Genomic DNA, 16,584 nt, shown 5'->3' with positions numbered 1-16,584 from the left:
GCTACAGCCAAGCCCTCTACGGGCCGCACGGCGCTCGCGCTATATTGATCCCATTTCTATTCCACTGATCACCGCCTGATGACCACTTCCACCAAATCGGATTCCGCAGCCAAGCGCGACGTGACCAAGCTGCAACGCGCCATTGTTGACGGCCTCGAAAACGTCAAGGCCCAAGACATCCAGGTCTTCAATACCGAAAAGCTCTCGCCGCTGTTCGAGCGCGTGATCGTGGCTGCGGGCACCTCCAACCGCCAGACCAAGGCGCTGGCCTCCAGCGTGCGCGACGCCGTCAAGCAGGCCGGTTTTCCCGTGCCACGCCAGGAAGGCGAAGAAAACGGCGAGTGGATCATCGTGGACTGCGGCCAGGCCGTGGTCCATGTCATGCAGCCAGCCATCCGCCAGTACTACCGCCTGGAAGAGATCTGGGGCGAGACGCCTGTGCGCCTGAAGCTGGGTGCTCCCAAGCCCACGCGCTCTGCCGCCACCGACAAGGCCGAGGAAAAGGCCAAGAAGGCCGCTTCCAAGAAGGCTGCTGCAACGGCCGCCAAGCCTGCTGCCAAGAAGGCCGCTTCTGCCGCTGCGCCTGCCGCAGGCAAGAAGCCCGCTGCCAAGAAGGCAGCTCCTGCCAAGGCCGCTGCACCCCGTTCCGCGGCTGCCAAGCCGGCCGCATCCCGTACGGCTGCTGCAAAGTCGGCCGCTCCCAAGTCTGCCGCCGTGAAGTCGGCCGCCGCCAAGGCGCCGGCCCGCAAGACGGCAGCGCCCAAGGCCATCAAGACTGTGGTGGTCAACCGCGCTCCCGCCAAGCCCAAGGCAGGTGCCGCTGCCAAGCCGGCCGCCAAGCGCGCTCCACGCGCCAAGGCCTGAACGGTTCGGGACTGACGCTGCATGAAGCTGTTGATCGTGGCCGTGGGCCAGCATGTGCCCGACTGGGCGCAGACGGCCTACGACGACTATGCCAAGCGCTTTCCCCCGGAGCTCAAGGTTGAACTCAAGGCCGTCAAGACCGAGCCGCGCGGCTCCAAGACGGTCGAGACCCTGTACGCGGCCGAGCGCAAGCGCATCGAGGCCGCCATTCCGCGTGGCACGCGCATCGTCGTGCTCGATGAGCGCGGCACCAATCTGACGACCAAGGCACTGGCCCAGCGCCTGCAGGGCTGGCAGCTGGAGGGCGACGACGTGGCCCTGATCATTGGCGGCCCGGACGGACTGGACCCCGCCTTCAGGCAGGCTGCGCACGAGCGCATCCGCCTGTCGGACCTGACCCTGCCGCATGCCATGGTGCGGGTGCTGCTCATCGAGCAGCTGTACCGTGCCTGGTCGGTCAACGCCGGCCATCCCTACCACCGGGAATAGGGCCTGTCCCGGCTCCCAGGCTCTGCCAGCGGCCCTGTCACGCGGATCCGAGGATCTCGTGATACTATGATTTTGATAGCCTTCAGCGCTTTGCAACAAAGGGCTGAAGGCATTTCTCATTCTTATCATGCCGCCATTCATCTACCTCGCCTCCCAGAGCCCCCGCCGCCGCCAGCTGCTGGAGCAGCTGGGTGTGGCCCATGAGCTTTTGCTGCCCAACGCTGAGGGCGACATTGCCGAAGATGCCGAGGCCATAGAGGCCGAACTGGCCGATGAGGCAGCGCGCGACTATGTGCAGCGCGTCACCGCGCTCAAGCTCGATGCCGCCGTGGCCCGCCATGCGCGCCGCGCCCTGGATGTGGCGCCCGTGCTGTGCTCGGACACCACGGTGGCGCTGGATGGCCGCATTCTTGGCAAGCCTGCCGATGCCGACGATGCCCGCCGCATGCTGACCGCGCTTGCGGGCCGCGAGCACGAGGTGCTGACCGCCGTCGCCATACAGCACGGCGCGCGGCGCCTGGCTGCGCTGTCGGTGTCCCAGGTCTGCTTCTCGGCCATGAGCGCGCAGCAGATCGACGCGTATGTGGCCTCGGGCGAGCCCATGGGCAAGGCCGGCGCCTATGGCATACAGGGCCGCGCGGCGGCCCATGTGCAGTGGCTGCACGGCAGCTACTCGGGCATCATGGGCCTGCCGCTGTTCGAGACGGCGGCGCTGCTGCGCGAGCTGGGCTGGGCACTGTAGGCCGGCTCCCCGACCTGGGCCCGCAGGGGCGTGCAGGCATGCGCAGACCGCCGATGGCAGCGGATGGCGCGGCAAGATAGTGGCAAGCGGCCACCGGCGCAATGATTGCCGGGCCGCCATGGCCGAGAAATACAAACGACAAAGCACACCACAGGCACAGCATGCAGCAAGACATTCTGATCAATTGGTCGCCACAGGAAACGCGCGTGGCCATCATCGAGAACGGCGCCGTCCAGGAGCTGCACATGGAGCGCCCGCTGGAGCGCGGCCTGGTCGGCAACGTCTATCTGGGCAAGGTCTCGCGCGTGCTGCCGGGCATGCAGTCGGCCTTCATCGACATCGGCCTGGAGCGGGCAGCCTTCCTGCACGTGGCCGATGTCTGGCAGCGTCAGGAAGGGGGCGAGGCCCCCATGTTCGCGCGCAAGGATATGCCTGTCGTGCCCATCGAAAAGCAGGTTTTCGAAGGCCAGACCATCATGGTGCAGGTCATCAAGGACCCGATCGGCACCAAGGGTGCGCGCCTGTCCACGCAGATCAGCATCGCGGGGCGATTGCTGGTGCTGCTGCCCCAGGATGACCACATCGGCATCTCGCAGAAAATCCCTCAGGGCGAGCGCGACGCGCTGCGCGCCCGCCTGCAGGGCCTGGTGGGCACCAAGGAAACCGGCGGGGGCGGCGGCTTCATCCTGCGCACCAATGGCGAGGATTCCAGCGACGCCGAGCTGGCCGACGACATCCGCTACCTGCGCAAGACCTGGAGCCGCATCAAGGACGCCTCGGTGCGCCTGCCGCCCATGTCGCTGCTGCATCAGGACCTGAACCTGCTGCAGCGCGTGTTGCGCGATCTGGTGGGCGAGGGCACGCAGAGCATCCGCATCGACTCCAAGGAGCAGTTCGCCCTGCTCATGACCTTCGGGCAGGAGTACATGCCGGCGGCCGTGCCCAAGCTGCAGCACTACCGCGGCGAGCGGCCCATCTTCGACCTGTTCGCCATCGACGAGGAAATCGCCCGCGCGCTGGGCCGCCGCGTGGACCTCAAGTCCGGCGGCTACCTGATCGTGGACCAGACCGAGGCGCTGACCACGGTGGACGTCAACACCGGCGGCTACGTGGGGGCGCGCAACTTCGACGACACCATCTTCAAGACCAACCTGGAAGCGGCCCAGCAGATCGCGCGCCAGCTGCGCCTGCGCAACCTGGGCGGCATCATCATCGTGGACTTCATCGACATGGTGCGCGATGACCACCAGGCCGAGGTGCTGTCCGAATTCAAGCGCCAGCTCGGGCGCGACCGCGTCAAGACGATGGCGGGCGGTTTCTCGCAGTTGGGCCTGGTGGAGATGACGCGCAAGCGCACGCGCGAATCGCTGGCCCACATGCTGTGCGAATCCTGCCCGGTCTGCCAGGGCAAGGGCCATGTGAAGACCGTGCGCAGCGTCTGCTACGAGGTGCTGCGCGAAATCCTGCGCGAGGCGCGCCAGTTCAATCCGCGCGAGTTCCGCATCGTGGCCTCGCCCAAGGTGGTGGAGATGTTCCTGGACGAGGAAAGCCAGCACCTGGCAGGCCTGTCCGACTTCATCAAGAAGCCCATCTCGCTGCAGGCCGAGACAGCCATGGCACAGGAGCAATACGACATCGTGCTGCTGTGAATTGATATTTATCCTGCTAATTCATTATCAATAGCAGTGCATCTATTGGCGAATGAATGGTTTCAATTGAACTCATTCTTGCGTTGCTATGGATTGTTGATTCCCGATAATTAACTTTGTCTCGGCTTTTTTGATACTGTTTGTTGCAATCAGTGCCTCAGCAACTGAAAGGGCGACGAATGGGAATCGACTCCACCATTGTGCGTGCAGCCATACACCCGGGAATTGGTGTGGCGCGTATTGGCAATAGTCCGGATGAGTACTATGTCGGCCCCGAGCTGATGCATGTGCCGCCCATGGCGCCGGGCAGCCTGCGTGATGCGCAGGGTGCGCTCAAGCGCCAGGCTGCGCGCTTTCGCATCTACGGCTACAACGCCGCGGGCGAGGTGGTGCGTGAACTCACGTCCGACCAGGACCAGATCGAATGGGAGGTCGAACTGGCCAATACCAAGGCCGCCTGGTATCAATTCCAATTGGCGCTGGACGTGCCTGAAGCCGCAACGGCCGATCCCACGATTTTGCGCAATGCCACGGTGAAGGACCGGAAAAGCCTGGCCATTCGACCCGGAGCCCGCCGAATTGCCAAAGGCTCGGCCCCGGTGGCATTCGACAGCGGCAGTTTCTGCGGCAAGCCGGTTTATCTGGGCGAATTGCGCATTGAAAAGACGGGCCAGCTTCTCGTGCTGGGAGGCCGTGGCGTCTCTGCCTCCGTGGATGGCTCCAAGGCCACCACGTTTGCGAACAACGAGGGCTGGCATGACGATGTGGCTGACGGCCCCGTGCGTGCCAAGGTCGTCGTGGCCGGCGTTTCCGTGCCGGTGGATGCGGCATGGGTCACGGTTGCGCCGCCCAACTACGGCCCGCAGATGAAGTCGGTGCGCACCATGAAGGACCTGATGGAGGATGTGTACATCCACTCGGGCATGGCCGCCTTCCCGCTGCACGTCTCCTTCAGCCGGCACATCCTGCCCATACTCCAGCGCCAGAGCAGCCTGCAGTGGGCGAACAAGGGCTTTGCATCCCAGTTCGGCTGGGGTGGGGCGGCCAGTGCGGATGACGAGGCGTGGATCGCCAGGCTCAACAGCCCGGGCACGACCTGGGCCGAGCTGCGCCAGCAGGTGGCCAATGCCTTCCGCCGTTTTGACCGTGATGGCGCATCTCCCCAGCCCTGGCCCTGGCTGTATGGCGACGCCATGGCCGTGCCGCCCGCCGACACACCGCGCCAGCATGCGGCGCTGACCCCCACGCAGCTGAGAATGCTGGACCTGTGGGCCGGTGGCCATTTCCTGTCCGACTGGAAACCCGGCCAGCAGTACCCTGCCCAGCTCGCCGACGTGCCGCTGCAGGAGCAGCCGGCCATGCTCGACCATGCTGCCATGGACGACTGCCTGGCCGACGCCTTCCACCCGGGCTGCGAGATCACCTGGCCCATGCGGCACGCCAGCATGTACCGGGCGCCGTTCCGCATCCGCGAGGCGGCAGTGAACCCGCCCGAGCTGCAGCTCTACGGCTCCCGGCTCACGCCTGCGGTGGCCCTGTCCGAGAGCGGGCCGCTGTATGCGCAGGTGGCCGGCGACCTCACGCGCTGGATGGCGGTCCCCTGGCAGACCGACACCGCCAGCTGCCGCAGCGGCTATTACGCCGGCTATGGCCCACGCTACGACCCCTACCTGCCCACGTTCTGGCCGGCCCGCGTGCCCAACCAGGTGCTGACGCGGGAGGCCTATGAAAGGGTCATCGACACCGAACTGCCGCGCGAGCAGCGCGTTGCCGCCTTCAACCGCCGCGAGTCGTGGTTCCGCACACTAGGTGAGGAAGGCTATGAGAGCGAGATCAACCGCATGATCAGCCACTTCGGTGACATGGGCGTCATCGAGAGTCGGCCCGGCCTGCGGGGCGACAGGGACTTCCCGCCGGTGATGCAGGTGGAAAACCGCATCGCCCCGGCGCCGTCGCACATGCTCAAGACTGCGGTGCAACCGGACGGGCAGGAGGCGCCTCCCCGCATCGAGCCCTTCGATGCAGACAACGAGCAGCAGTTGCGCGCCATGACGCAGCGCGGCCCGGTGCTGCCGCGCTGAGTGCCGGCCATGCCGTCGCACGCCATGGCCGTCGCGCCGCTGCCGGATGAACTGGATGTGCTCGTCGTGGGCGCGGGACCGGCGGGCGCGGCCGTTGCCGCGCAACTGGCAGGGCACTGTCGCGTGGCGCTGGTAGGACGCGCCGTGCAGGCTGGGCGGGCCATTGGCGAAACCCTGCCCGCTGCGGCCCGGGTGATTCTGTCCGACCTGGGCGTGTGGGATGCGTTCGTGGCACAGGGCCACCGTCCTGCCTGGGCGCGGCGGTCATTGTGGGGAAGCTCCGAGGTCATCTTTCAGGACGCGCTGTTCGACCCGCATGGTGCGGGCTGGCACCTGGACCGTGCGCGCTTCGACGCCATGCTGCTGGAGGCTGCGCGCAGCCGTGGCGTGCCCTGCCTGGTGCCCGCCACGCTGCGCAGCCTGCAGCGCCAGCCGCCAGGCGCACCCATGCGCTGGCGCTGCCTGATCGATAGGGCGCAGGGCGACCCGGCGCACGGCCCGCTGGAGCTGTCCTGCCGCATCGTGGTCGATGCCACGGGCCGCGCGGCCCGCGTGGCCCGGCAGGCGGGCGCCCAGGTCCACCGTGGTGGCCGCCTGGTCTGCTTTCACGCCTGGGTGGAGCCGCCATCGCATGAGCATGCAGGCACCACCATGATCGAGTCGGATGCCGAAGGCTGGTGGTACAGCGCCGACCTGCCCGATGGCAGTTGCGTGATTGCCTGGCAGACCGACATCGATCTGCCTGAAGCCCGGCGCCTGCGCAGCACGGCCGATCTGTTGGAAATGGCGCATCACACGGCCCTGGTGGGCGCGCGCAGCAGGGGCAGCCGGGTGCTGGAGCCGCTGCGCGTGGCCGCCGCCCAGGAGCAATGGCTTGATGCAGCCAGCGGGCCGGACTGGCTGGCCGTGGGCGATGCAGGCCTGTCCTTCGATCCCCTGGCATCGCAGGGCCTGCTCAACAGCCTGGTCACGGGCAGCGAGGCCGCCCTGGCCGTGCGCCGCAGCCTGGCGGGCGATGCCGATGCGCTGCCGTCCTGGAGTGCGTGGATCGGCACGATACGCGCCGCGTACCGCACCCATCACCAGCACTACTACGCGCTGGAGCAGCGCTGGGCGAACGAGACGTTCTGGGCCCGCCGCCAGCGGGCGCCGGAGGCGGGGGCCGGAGCCGACGTTATTGTCGCTCCAGCTTCGCCGTCTGCACGATCGCATTCCAGCGCTGGTACTCGGCCCGCGTGAATTCGCGGAAGGCCTTGGAGTCCAGCAGGCGCACTTCGCCGCCCAGTGCCGTCACCTTGGACTTGAAGTCGGCATGGCCCGCCACCTTGAGCGTGGCTTCCTCCAGGCGCTTGACGATGGCGGCCGGCGTGCCCTTGGGTGCCAGCACGCCGTTCCAGGTGCCGGTCACGAAGGTGGGGTAGCCGCTTTCCTTCATGGTCGGTACATCGGGCAGGGCGGGCAGGCGCTGCTCGGAGGTCACGGCCAGGGCCTTGAGCTTGCCGGACTGCACGAAGGGCAGGGCGGGCGTCACGTTCTCGAAGATGAAATCGATCTGGCCGCCCAGCAGGTCGGTCAGGGCCGGCGCGCTGCCCTTGTAGGGCACATGCACCATGTCCAGCTGGGTGGCGCTCTTGAACAGCTCGCCCGACAGGTGGATCGTGGAGCCGCTGCCCGGCGAGCCATAGCTCATGCCGGTCTTTTGCGCGGCGGCGCGTGCCACCAGGTCCTTCACCGTCCTGGCGGGCGTGCGCGTCTCGTTGACGACCAGCACATTGGGAATGGTGGTCACCAGGGCCACGTACTCGAAATCGCCCAGGTTCTTCTCGCTGAGGTTCTTGTACAGGCTCTGGTTGATGGCCTGGGTGCCGGCCGTGCCGAACAGCAGCGTGTAGCCATCATTGGCCGCCGAAGCCACGCGGCTGGCGCCGATGGAGCCGTTGGCGCCGGAGATGTTTTCCACGATCACGGGCTGGCCCAGCGATTCGGACAGGCCCTGCGCCACCATGCGCGCCAGCACATCGGTATTGCCGCCAGGGGCGAAGGGCACGACCAGCTTGACGGGCCGGGTGGGATAGGCATCCGCCCAGGCCTGGGGCAGGGGCAGCAGCGTGGCGCCGAGCAGCGCGGCAGCGCGCAGGAATTGCTTGCGTGAAAGAGTACGGGGCATGGGGGATGTCTCCTTGTCGGTGTTTTTGGTGGCGCAGCGGCTGGGGCCGGCGGCGGATTTTTCAGGCGGGCCAATGCTGGGCGGTGGCTGTCTTGACGTCAATCAATGTTTTGGCAGGACGTCATGCGGCGGGCGAATGACCTGTTCGGCCTTGTTCGGCAAATGAGAATGGATTGCATTAACATGCGCCCCTCTTGATCCCTGCCACCACGGCGCAAGCTGCCCGGACCCGCCCATGAAAAAGGACCGCACCCTTCCTGCTTCTTCCCCCGGCGGCGCCGTTCAAATGCCCACGCCCATGCTCAGCCTGTCGGCAGGCCGGCTGCGCTTTGACCGCACGCAGTGGTTCAGCGAGAGCGAGCAGGCCGGGGTCAAGCTCGTGCTGGTGCTGTCCGGCAGCATCAGCTACCAGCTGGAACGCTCGGCGCCCGTGCGGCTGTGCGGTCCCTCCGTACATCTGCGCCTGCGCGATGCACCCCATGACGTGCTGCATGGCATGGAGCAGGGCTCGGATCTGGAGTACGTGTCGGCCAGCCTGCCCATGTCGGGCCTGGCGTCCAGCCTGGGCCTGACGCCGCAGGGGCTGGCCGATGCGATGGAGGCAGGCGCTCCTGGAGATTCCGGTGCATCCGGCGCCTGCGGCTCGCTCATCCGCGATGCCCAGGCCAGTGCCGCCCAGCGCGCGGTGGCGCAGCAGATCCTGCACTGTCCGCTGCAGGGCGCGGCGCGCCAGCTCTATCTGGCGGGCAAGGGGCTGGAGCTGCTGGCCCTGTGCATGCCCCGGCCCGGGGAAGAAGACCTGTCCGGGCGCGGACGCCAGCAACTGGAGCGTGCGGCGCAGCTGCTGCGCGAGCGCCTGGATGATCCACCGGGCTTGCGCGCTCTGGCGCGTGAGGTGGGGCTTAACGTGAACAAGCTCACCCAGGGCTTTCGCCAGTGCTTTGGCTGCACGGTGGCCGAATGGCTGCAGGCCCAGCGCATGGCGCGCGCCTACGAGCTGCTGGCCTCTGCGCGGATGGATGTGGCCCAGGCGGCCGCGCTCAGCGGCTACAGCCCCTCGCATTTCAGCAAGGTCTTCCAGCGCCACCATGGCGTGCTGCCCAGCGCCTTGCGGCGCGGATAGTCTCCATCCCAGGTCAGGCTCCGCTGCCGCTTTGCAGCGCTGCAATCGTGCCGTGATTTTGCCGTGATCGTGCCGGGATCGCGGCAGGCCGTGACGCAATCGCGCATGGACGCTGCCCACGTCTTTCAGAATTTGGATGAGATTGGTTCTCATTTGAAATTCGGGAGGAGTGATGGATTCATCGTCAATGAAAGCGGCGCGGCCCCTGGTGTTGCGCCCCTTGCCGCTGGCCCTGTGCCTGGCCTTTGCCACGGGCGGATCGGCCCGGCTGCATGCCGAGACGCAGGCGGTTGATGCAGGCAGCGCGCCTGAAACAGCCGCACTGCCAGGGATCACGGTCCGCGCCAGCGCAGTCACCGGCACGGGCGTGGACAAGCTGGGCCAGAGCCTGCAGGAAATCGCCCAGTCGGTCACGGTGATCGGGCAGGAGCGCATGCGCGAACAAAACCTCTACAGCCTGGACGACGTGATGCAGAACGCCCCCGGTGTCACCGTGCAGCCCTTCCAGCTGCTGACCACGGGCTACTACCAGCGCGGCTTCAAGATCGATTCGTTCCAGCAGGACGGCGTGCCCATTCTCATGGGCAACACGGCCAGCCCGCGCATGGACATGGCCATGTACGAGCGCGTGGAGATCGTGCGCGGCGCCGCAGGCCTGCTGCATGGCACGGGCAACCCTGCCGCCACGGTCAACCTCGTGCCCAAGCGGCCCACGCGGGAGTTTGCCGGCAGCGCGGGGCTGACCCTGGGCAGCTGGGGCCGGCGTCGCGCCGAGGCCGATGTCGGCGGCCCGCTCAATGCCTCGGGCAGCCTGCGTGCCCGCGTGGTGGCCACGCAGGAGGAGCGTGACTTCTTCTACGACGTGGCTGGCGAGCGCACCGGCAATCTCTACGCCATTGCCGAGCTGGACCTGGCGCCCGGCGCCACGGTGCACGCCGGGGTGCACCATCAGCGCATACGCTCCACCACCAACATGGCGGGCGTGCCTTTCTATGCAGACGGCCGCGATGTGGGCCTGCCGCGCAGCACCTATCTGGACGCGGCCTGGGACCGCTTCGACTGGAACACCACGCGCAGCTTTGCCGGCGTCGAGCATGTCTGGAGCAACGGGTGGCAGGCCAGGCTCAACCTCAATCACCTCTCCGGCGATTCCGAGCTGCTCTATGCCGGGGCCAACGGCGCTGTCAATCCCGCCACGGGCCTGGGCGGGCGCCTCACGGGTGCGGCCTACCGCTTCGACGACAGCCAGACCAGTGTGGATGCCTTTGCCAGCGGCCCGGTGCAGCTGTGGGGCCGCACGCACGAGCTGCTGGCCGGCTTCAACCACCAGCGCACGCGCAGCACGCAATGGGCCGCCTCCATCCTCAATCTGCCGCAAAGCCCGGTCGATGTCTGGAACTGGAATCCGCACGGCGTGCCGCTGCCCCTGGTCGGCAGCTACGCAACGCGCGGCCCCACCGAGACGCGGCAAAGCGGCCTGTACGGCATGGCGCGGCTGCAGCTGGCCGACCCCTTGAAGCTGGTGCTGGGCGGGCGTTTCACGCGCTGGGAGCAAGAGACGGGCGGCGCAGGCGGAGCCGCCAGCCGCGTGCGCACGCGCATGGGCACGCAGTTCACCCCCTATGCAGGCCTGGTGTACGCACTCGGCCCGCAGTGGAACGCCTATGCCAGCCATGCGCGCATCCTCCAGCCGCAGAGCAGCTACACCTATGCCGGTGAACTGCTGGACCCGGTACAGGGCAACAACCTGGAGGCCGGCATCAAGGGTGCACTGCTGGGCGGCCACCTGAACCTGGGCCTGGCGCTGTTCGAGATCCGGCAGAAGAACCGTGCCCAGGCCGATCCGGCCCATCCCTGCGTGGGCAATGCCTGCTGGTACATCGCCACCGGCGAGGTGCGCAGCCGAGGGCTGGAGGCCGAGATCGAAGGCCAGCCCCACCGCGACTTGCGCCTGAGCGCCTCCTACACCTGGAACCGCACGCAGTACCTGCAGGACGCGCAGAACCAGGGCCTGCCCTTCGCCAGCTTCACGCCGCGCCACATCCTGCGCCTGTGGGCCAGCTACAAGGTGCCGGTGGCAGAGCGCCGCTTCAGCATCGGCCTGGGCCTGCGCGCGCAAAGCGACTTCTACAACCAGGCGCAGGGCGTGACGCTGCGGCAGGGCGGCTACGCGCTGGCCAGCCTGCGCCTGGGCTGGCGCATCAACCGCCAGCTCACGGCGGCCCTGCAGGTGGACAACCTGGCGGACCGCCGCTACTACCAGAGCCTGTCCGGCACGGGCTGGAACAACCGCTATGGCGAGCCGCGCAGCGCCACGCTCAGCCTGCGCGCCGAGTTCTGAGAACCCGCTTCACCATCGATGGAACACACCATGGACAAGAACGCCCATTCCCTCATCGCCCGGCCGCTGGCGCAGGCCAGCCACCTCATCGGCCTGTGCGCCCCTTCGCAGGTGCGCGTGCTGGGCCCGCACGAAAAGCTGGACCCGGCCAGCGACTGGATCATTGGCATCAAGCCTTTCAGCGACGGTGCCTCGCTGCATGACGGGCACTGGGAGCGCCATCCCGTCGGCGACGAAGTGCTGTGCCTGCTGGACGGCGAAGTGCGTGTGCTGCTGCGCCCGCAGCGGCGCGGGGAGGAGGCTCCGGTTCTGGAACTCTCGGCAGGCCAGATGCTGGTGGTGCCGCGCGGCTGCTGGCACCGGCTGGAAGCGGTGCAGCCGGGCCGCCTGATGTTCATCACGCCCGCGCGTGGCAGCGAGCACGAGAAGGTGCAGCCATGAGCCCGCCCCTGCACGATGCGGACAGCGCCCCTGCGATGTCGCAGCCGGACCTGCACACCTGGCTGATGGTTGCCGGCCTGTACCTGACCCAGGGCATGCCCCTGGGCCTGGCCATGGACGCCGTGCCCACACTGCTGCGCAGCGAGGGCGCCCAGCTGGGGGCGTTGGCCTTCCTGCCCCTGGTGGGCTTGCCCTGGGTGCTGAAATTCCTGTGGGCCACACGCGTGGACAACCGGTGGTCGGCCCGCCTGGGGCGCCGTCGCAGCTGGATCCTGCCCATGCAGGCCCTGGTGCTGCTGTGCCTGGCGGCATCGGCTGCGCTGGGCATCACGCTGCAGACGGCGCCGGCCATCGTGGCGCTGGCGGCCCTGGGTTCCCTGGCCAGTGCCACGCAGGACATTGCCACGGACGGGCTGGTGGCCGAGCATTTCAGGGGCCGTGGTCTGGCTGGCGCCAATGCGCTGCAGGTGGGCGGCACCATGGTGGGCTTCTTTGTGGGCGGGGCCGGCAGCATGGTGCTGGCGGGCTTGCTGGGACAGCGTCTGGCGCTGGCGGCCCTATGCCTGCCCGTGGCCTTCAGCCTGCTGCTGGTGGCGCTGTGGCGTGAGCCGGCTGCGCTGCAGGGCCTGCGCAGCCGGCCGGGCGTTCGCCGGTCGCCAGCCCGTCTCAAGGCCTTTGTGCAGCGCTCCGGCGCCTGGCCGCTGGTGGCGGCAGCCGTGCTGTCGTCCATCACGGCCGTCAGCGGCTTTGGCCTGGCCAAGCTGTTTCTCGTGGATGCAGGCTGGCCGGTCGAGGCCGTGGGGCGCGTGGGCATGGCGGGCGGTGCGGTGACCGTGCTGCTGGGCTGTGGCGGGGGCGCCTGGCTGGTGGCACGGCTGGGCGCCAGGCCGGCGCTGGCCTGCGGGCTGGCGGCCTGCGCCGCCTCGGCGCTGGGCTGGATGGCCCTGGCCGCAGGCCTGCTGCCTCTGGACATGGGCACTGCCTTTGCGGCCCAGGCGCTGGGGGCGTTTGGAACGGGTGCATCTTCGGTGGCCGTGATGACGCTGGCCATGCGCTTTGCCGGTGCCGGCCCGCAGGCCGGCACCGACATGACGGCCGTGCAAAGCGCCCGCGACACGGGGGAGATTCTGGCCTCCACCCTGGTGACATCGCTGGCGGCGGCCGTGGGCTACGGCGGTGGCTTTGCTGCTGGATTGCTGGCTGCGGCTGTGACGCTGGCCGTCTGCTGGCGCGTGCTGGGGCGCCAGGGTGGAGCGCAAAGCATCGTTGCCGATGCCAGCGCCGATCCGGTGGCGAAGTCCTCCTAGAAATCCGCCTTCAGGCTCACCGTCAGGTTGCGCGGCTCGCCCCACCAGCCCTGGTTGTAGAAGCCGATCTGGCTGTAGTACTGGCGGTCCAGCAGGTTGTTGAGCTGCACGCTGGCGGACCAGGTGGGGTCGATGCGGTAGTGGGCCGAGAGGTTGACCACCAGGTAGCTGCCCTGGCCGACCTGCACGCTCTGGCGCAGCGGGTTGGTCACGTTCTGCCAGATGCGGCTTTGCCAGCGCAGGTTGCCGCCCAGGCTCAGGCCCTGCAGCGCACCCTCGAAGCTGCGCATGGCCGTGAGCTTGACCAGGCTGCGCGGGTGCGTGGTGTTGAAGGCGGCGCCGCTGGCGCTGCGTGCCGTGTAGTGCGTGTAGCTGGCGCCCATGCGCCAGCCCCGGGCCGGCTCGCCGCTGAGTTCCAGATCGATGCCGCGCACCTGGGCGCCCTTGACGCCGCGATAGGCCTTCTGGTCCGTGGTGCCGTCGATGAACTCGCCCGTGTCCTGCGCCAGGTTGTCCTGGCGGGTCTGGAACAGCGCGGCAGAACCCTGCAGCCGGTCCTGCAGCCAGGAGCCCTTGAGGCCCAGCTCGAAGGCCTGGCCGGTGACGGGGTCCAGGATGCTGCCTTGCTTGTCGCGGTAGTTCTGGGGCGTGAAGATTTCCGTGTAGCTCAGGTAGGCCGTGTGCCGGGCATCGATGTCCCACAGCAGGCCGGCGTAGGGCGTGATTTCGTTGCTGTAGCGGTAGTCGCGCAGGCTGCCGAAGTAGTTCTGGCGCGTGGACCAGCGGCTCAGGCGGGCGCCGGCCACGGCCGTCCAGCCATCGGCCAGCGAGAAACGCCCCACGGCATAGCCGCCGCTTTGGCGCATGCGGCTGTCGTCGCCGCCGTTGGAGACGTCGGACCAGCCCGGCTCGGCCAGGCTGCCGTTGCGCCAGTCGAGGAAGTTGTCCGTGGCGGGCAGCGTGCCCAGCGGTGCATAGCGGCGGATGTCGATGTCGTCGCGCACATGGTTCCAGCCCACGGCAATCTCGTGCTGGCGCCCGAACAGCGCGACCGGGCCGCTGGCCGTGAGGTGCAGGCTGTCGCGCGAGCGGTCGCCCCGGTATTTGATGAAGGAGTTGGCCATGCCCAGGCCGGTGGTGGCGTCCGGCGCGCCGCCCCGGTAGACGTAGCGCATGTCGTAGTTGCCGTCGTTGCGGCTGTAGGCGGCGCGCAGCAGCCAGCGGTTGTCCAGGCGGTGCGTCAGGTCCAGCGTGGCCGTGGTGTTCTCGGTGCCGAAATGCGACCAGCGCGTGTTGTTGGACACCGAGCGGTCGAAGTCCGTGCGGCTGCCGTCCGCATAGAACAGCGGAAAGCCGGCGCCCATGCCGGGGCTGGTGTTCTTCTGGTATTCGAGGCTGGTCACGAGCCGGGTGGCGGGCGTCAGGGCCGCGCTGACCACGGCGTACAGGCCCTGCCTGCGCTGGCCGAAGTGGCTGACGTAGCTGTCGCTGTCCGATTGCACGGCCACGACGCGGCCATGCACGCGGCCTTCGCGGTCCAGCGGCAGGGACAGATCGGCTTCGGCGCGGCGCAGGTTCCAGCGGCCCAGCGTCAGCGAGGCATGGCCGCCCGCCGTCTCGCGCGGCTGCTTGCGCACGAAGTTCACCGTGGCCGACGGATCGCCCGAGCCATTGAGCAGGCCCGTGGCGCCGCGCACGATTTCCACGCGGTCGTAGAAGGCGGTGTCCATGTCGGTGGCGCCGAAGTTCCACAGGCTGTTGATGGGCGAGGCCAGCCCGTCGAACTGGAAGTTGCTGATGCCAAAGCCCCGCGAGGAAAACTGGTAGCGGTTGCTGTCGCTGCGGCTCACCGACAGGCCGGGCGCGGAGGCCTCCAGCGTCTGCGAGACCGTGAGCTGGCCGGCATCGTCCATGAGCTGGCGCGTGATCACGCTGACCGACTGCGGTGTCTCGCGCGCCGACAGTTGCAGGCCCGTGGCCGTGCCTGTGGCGCCGCTGGTATAGCGGGCCGCGCCCTCCGTGGTGCCGGCATCGGAGGCGGCGCGCACGGTGATGGTGCCCAGTTCGGTGTCGCCTTTCCTGGCAGGGGGCCTGTCCTCGTCGGCGGCCCAGACTGCTGGCGCAGGGGCGGCACACAGGGCGCAGATCAGCAGGGACAGCGGGGTCCGCGCGCCTTGGGGGTGTCGCGGGGTGGGGTTTTGAATGCGAATGCTCATCATTTCCATGGTCCTGGGCGTGAGCCCGGATTGTGGGAAATGTGCGCCGCCGCCGCCTGTTCCCGGCGACGCCAGACCTATGGTTTGCGACGCAGGCTGCCTTGGCTGGGTGCGTGGCCGAAGCGCTGGCGAAAGGCCGTGGCGAAATTGCTGGCGTGCTGAAAGCCCACGCAGTCGGCCGCTTCCTGCACGCTCCAGCCCTGTGCCAGCCGTTCGCGCGCCAACTGCATGCGGCGCTCGCGCAGCCAGCCGAACACGGTCTGGCCGTAGGCGGCCTGGAATTTCTCGCGCAGCGTGGTCGGGCTCATGCAGGCCAGGCGCGCCAGGTCGTCCAGGCTGTGCGCCTGGCCCGGCGCTGCATCCATGCACTCGCACACGCGCTCCAGGCCGCGCCTGTCCCGGGGATGGATGCGCGGCGAGGGCGCAGGCCGCGGCTGCGCATGTGCCTGCAGCGCGCAGGCCAGCACCTGCAGCGCAATGCCTTCGCGGTGCAGCCGGGCCAGGCTGCCGCTCCAGACGCCATCGAGCAGCTGGCGCAGCGAGACGGCCAGATGCTCGGGCAGCGACCAGGCATGCAGCGGCGGGCCGGACTGCCGCAGGGCATGGTGCAGCAGCTCGGCCAGTTCGGCATCGACGCAGGCCTCGGGCGCCTCGATGGACAGGTTGAAGCCGCGCACCCTCTGGCCTGCCGCATGGGTGGCCTTGAGCACCTCGGTGTCGCCGCAGGAGAATGCCGCAGCGGCATGGCGCGTCACGCTCAGGGCCTTGCGGGCGGCGGGCAGCTGCAGCTCGGCCTGGCCGTCCAGCAGGACTACGGCGGTGAAGCGCCGCGGATGCTCGGACGTGGATTCATAGCCATGGTTGATGCGGATGTCGGAGCTGACCAGCTGCAGGCCCGAAGGCAGTTGGTGCTCCTGTACCTGGCCCTCGAAGATGCAATCGTTTTCGGAGACGGTGGAGAGAAAGCGCACGCTGAAACCGTGGCGCTGGCGCATGGCGTCGAGCTGCGCCGTGGTGTAGCGTTGGGAAGGGGCGGGCATGGGCGGAGGCGGAAAGGCGGTGGCAGGAAGCGCTCGCTGCAGTGAACGCTTCTCATTATCGCTGCAGGCTTGCTTCGGCCCTGCGGCTGCCACGGCCTGTGGCGTCCAGCCCGTAGATGCGCAG

General features: G+C 68.2%; 13 protein-coding genes. 10 read left to right on the top strand and 3 right to left on the bottom strand.

Annotation, left to right across the window (positions count from 1 at the left end; translation table 11 throughout):
- The first annotated feature begins 78 nt into the window (after positions 1-78).
- The 6 genes from rsfS (at position 79) to DELCS14_RS16285 (ending at position 7,064) form a co-directional block, all read left to right on the top strand.
- On the top strand, positions 79-864 hold the full coding sequence (rsfS, locus tag DELCS14_RS16310) for a ribosome silencing factor (RefSeq protein ID WP_013802637.1): 786 nt from the start codon (positions 79-81) through the stop codon (positions 862-864).
- A 21-nt stretch (positions 865-885) separates the two neighbouring features.
- Positions 886-1,353, top strand: a complete 468-nt coding sequence (gene rlmH / locus DELCS14_RS16305; RefSeq protein ID WP_012205361.1) for a 23S rRNA (pseudouridine(1915)-N(3))-methyltransferase RlmH — start codon at positions 886-888, stop codon at positions 1,351-1,353.
- A 127-nt stretch (positions 1,354-1,480) separates the two neighbouring features.
- Complete coding sequence (locus DELCS14_RS16300) at positions 1,481-2,095, top strand: Maf family protein (RefSeq protein ID WP_013802636.1); 615 nt, start codon at positions 1,481-1,483, stop codon at positions 2,093-2,095.
- Between the two features lie 161 nt (positions 2,096-2,256).
- Positions 2,257-3,744, top strand: coding sequence for a ribonuclease G (gene rng / locus DELCS14_RS16295; RefSeq protein WP_013802635.1), 1,488 nt, complete (start codon positions 2,257-2,259; stop codon positions 3,742-3,744).
- Between the two features lie 179 nt (positions 3,745-3,923).
- The gene (locus DELCS14_RS16290) at positions 3,924-5,825 is read left to right on the top strand and encodes a LodA/GoxA family CTQ-dependent oxidase (RefSeq protein WP_013802634.1); all 1,902 of its coding nucleotides are present in this window, start codon (positions 3,924-3,926) and stop codon (positions 5,823-5,825) included.
- Positions 5,826-5,834: 9 nt separating this feature from the next.
- Positions 5,835-7,064, top strand: a complete 1,230-nt coding sequence (locus tag DELCS14_RS16285) for an FAD-dependent monooxygenase (RefSeq protein WP_013802633.1) — start codon at positions 5,835-5,837, stop codon at positions 7,062-7,064.
- Here DELCS14_RS16285 and DELCS14_RS16280 read toward each other — a convergent pair.
- Positions 7,000-7,992, bottom strand: a complete 993-nt coding sequence (locus DELCS14_RS16280; protein WP_013802632.1) for a tripartite tricarboxylate transporter substrate binding protein — start codon at positions 7,990-7,992, stop codon at positions 7,000-7,002. The genes DELCS14_RS16285 and DELCS14_RS16280 overlap by 65 nt on opposite strands.
- A gap of 235 nt (positions 7,993-8,227) precedes the next feature.
- On the opposite strand from DELCS14_RS16280, the gene DELCS14_RS16275 reads away from it, so the two are divergent.
- The 4 genes from DELCS14_RS16275 (at position 8,228) to DELCS14_RS16260 (ending at position 13,204) form a co-directional block, all read left to right on the top strand.
- Entirely contained in the window at positions 8,228-9,115 is an 888-nt protein-coding gene (locus DELCS14_RS16275; RefSeq protein WP_013802631.1) for an AraC family transcriptional regulator, read from the top strand.
- Between the two features lie 172 nt (positions 9,116-9,287).
- Entirely contained in the window at positions 9,288-11,456 is a 2,169-nt protein-coding gene (locus DELCS14_RS16270; protein ID WP_013802630.1) for a TonB-dependent siderophore receptor, read from the top strand.
- 30 nt (positions 11,457-11,486) lie between these two features.
- Entirely contained in the window at positions 11,487-11,897 is a 411-nt protein-coding gene (locus tag DELCS14_RS16265; protein WP_013802629.1) for a cupin domain-containing protein, read from the top strand.
- Positions 11,894-13,204, top strand: a complete 1,311-nt coding sequence (locus DELCS14_RS16260; RefSeq protein ID WP_013802628.1) for a RhtX/FptX family siderophore transporter — start codon at positions 11,894-11,896, stop codon at positions 13,202-13,204. The genes DELCS14_RS16265 and DELCS14_RS16260 overlap by 4 nt, the downstream gene beginning before the upstream one ends.
- Here DELCS14_RS16260 and DELCS14_RS16255 read toward each other — a convergent pair.
- Positions 13,201-15,420, bottom strand: a complete 2,220-nt coding sequence (locus DELCS14_RS16255) for a TonB-dependent siderophore receptor (protein WP_228676772.1) — start codon at positions 15,418-15,420, stop codon at positions 13,201-13,203. The two genes, DELCS14_RS16260 and DELCS14_RS16255, sit on opposite strands and share 4 nt — an antisense overlap.
- Before the next feature lie 77 nt (positions 15,421-15,497).
- A complete protein-coding gene (locus DELCS14_RS16250) occupies positions 15,498-16,460 on the bottom strand; it encodes a helix-turn-helix transcriptional regulator (RefSeq protein WP_013802626.1) in 963 nt (320 codons plus the stop codon).
- Positions 16,461-16,584 lie beyond the last annotated feature (124 nt).

The organism is Delftia sp. Cs1-4, assembly GCF_000214395.1.
Classification (GTDB): domain Bacteria; phylum Pseudomonadota; class Gammaproteobacteria; order Burkholderiales; family Burkholderiaceae_C; genus Comamonas; species Comamonas acidovorans.
The sequence above is the reverse complement of the archived record's forward strand: the minus strand, read 5'-3'. Positions and strand labels throughout refer to the sequence as shown.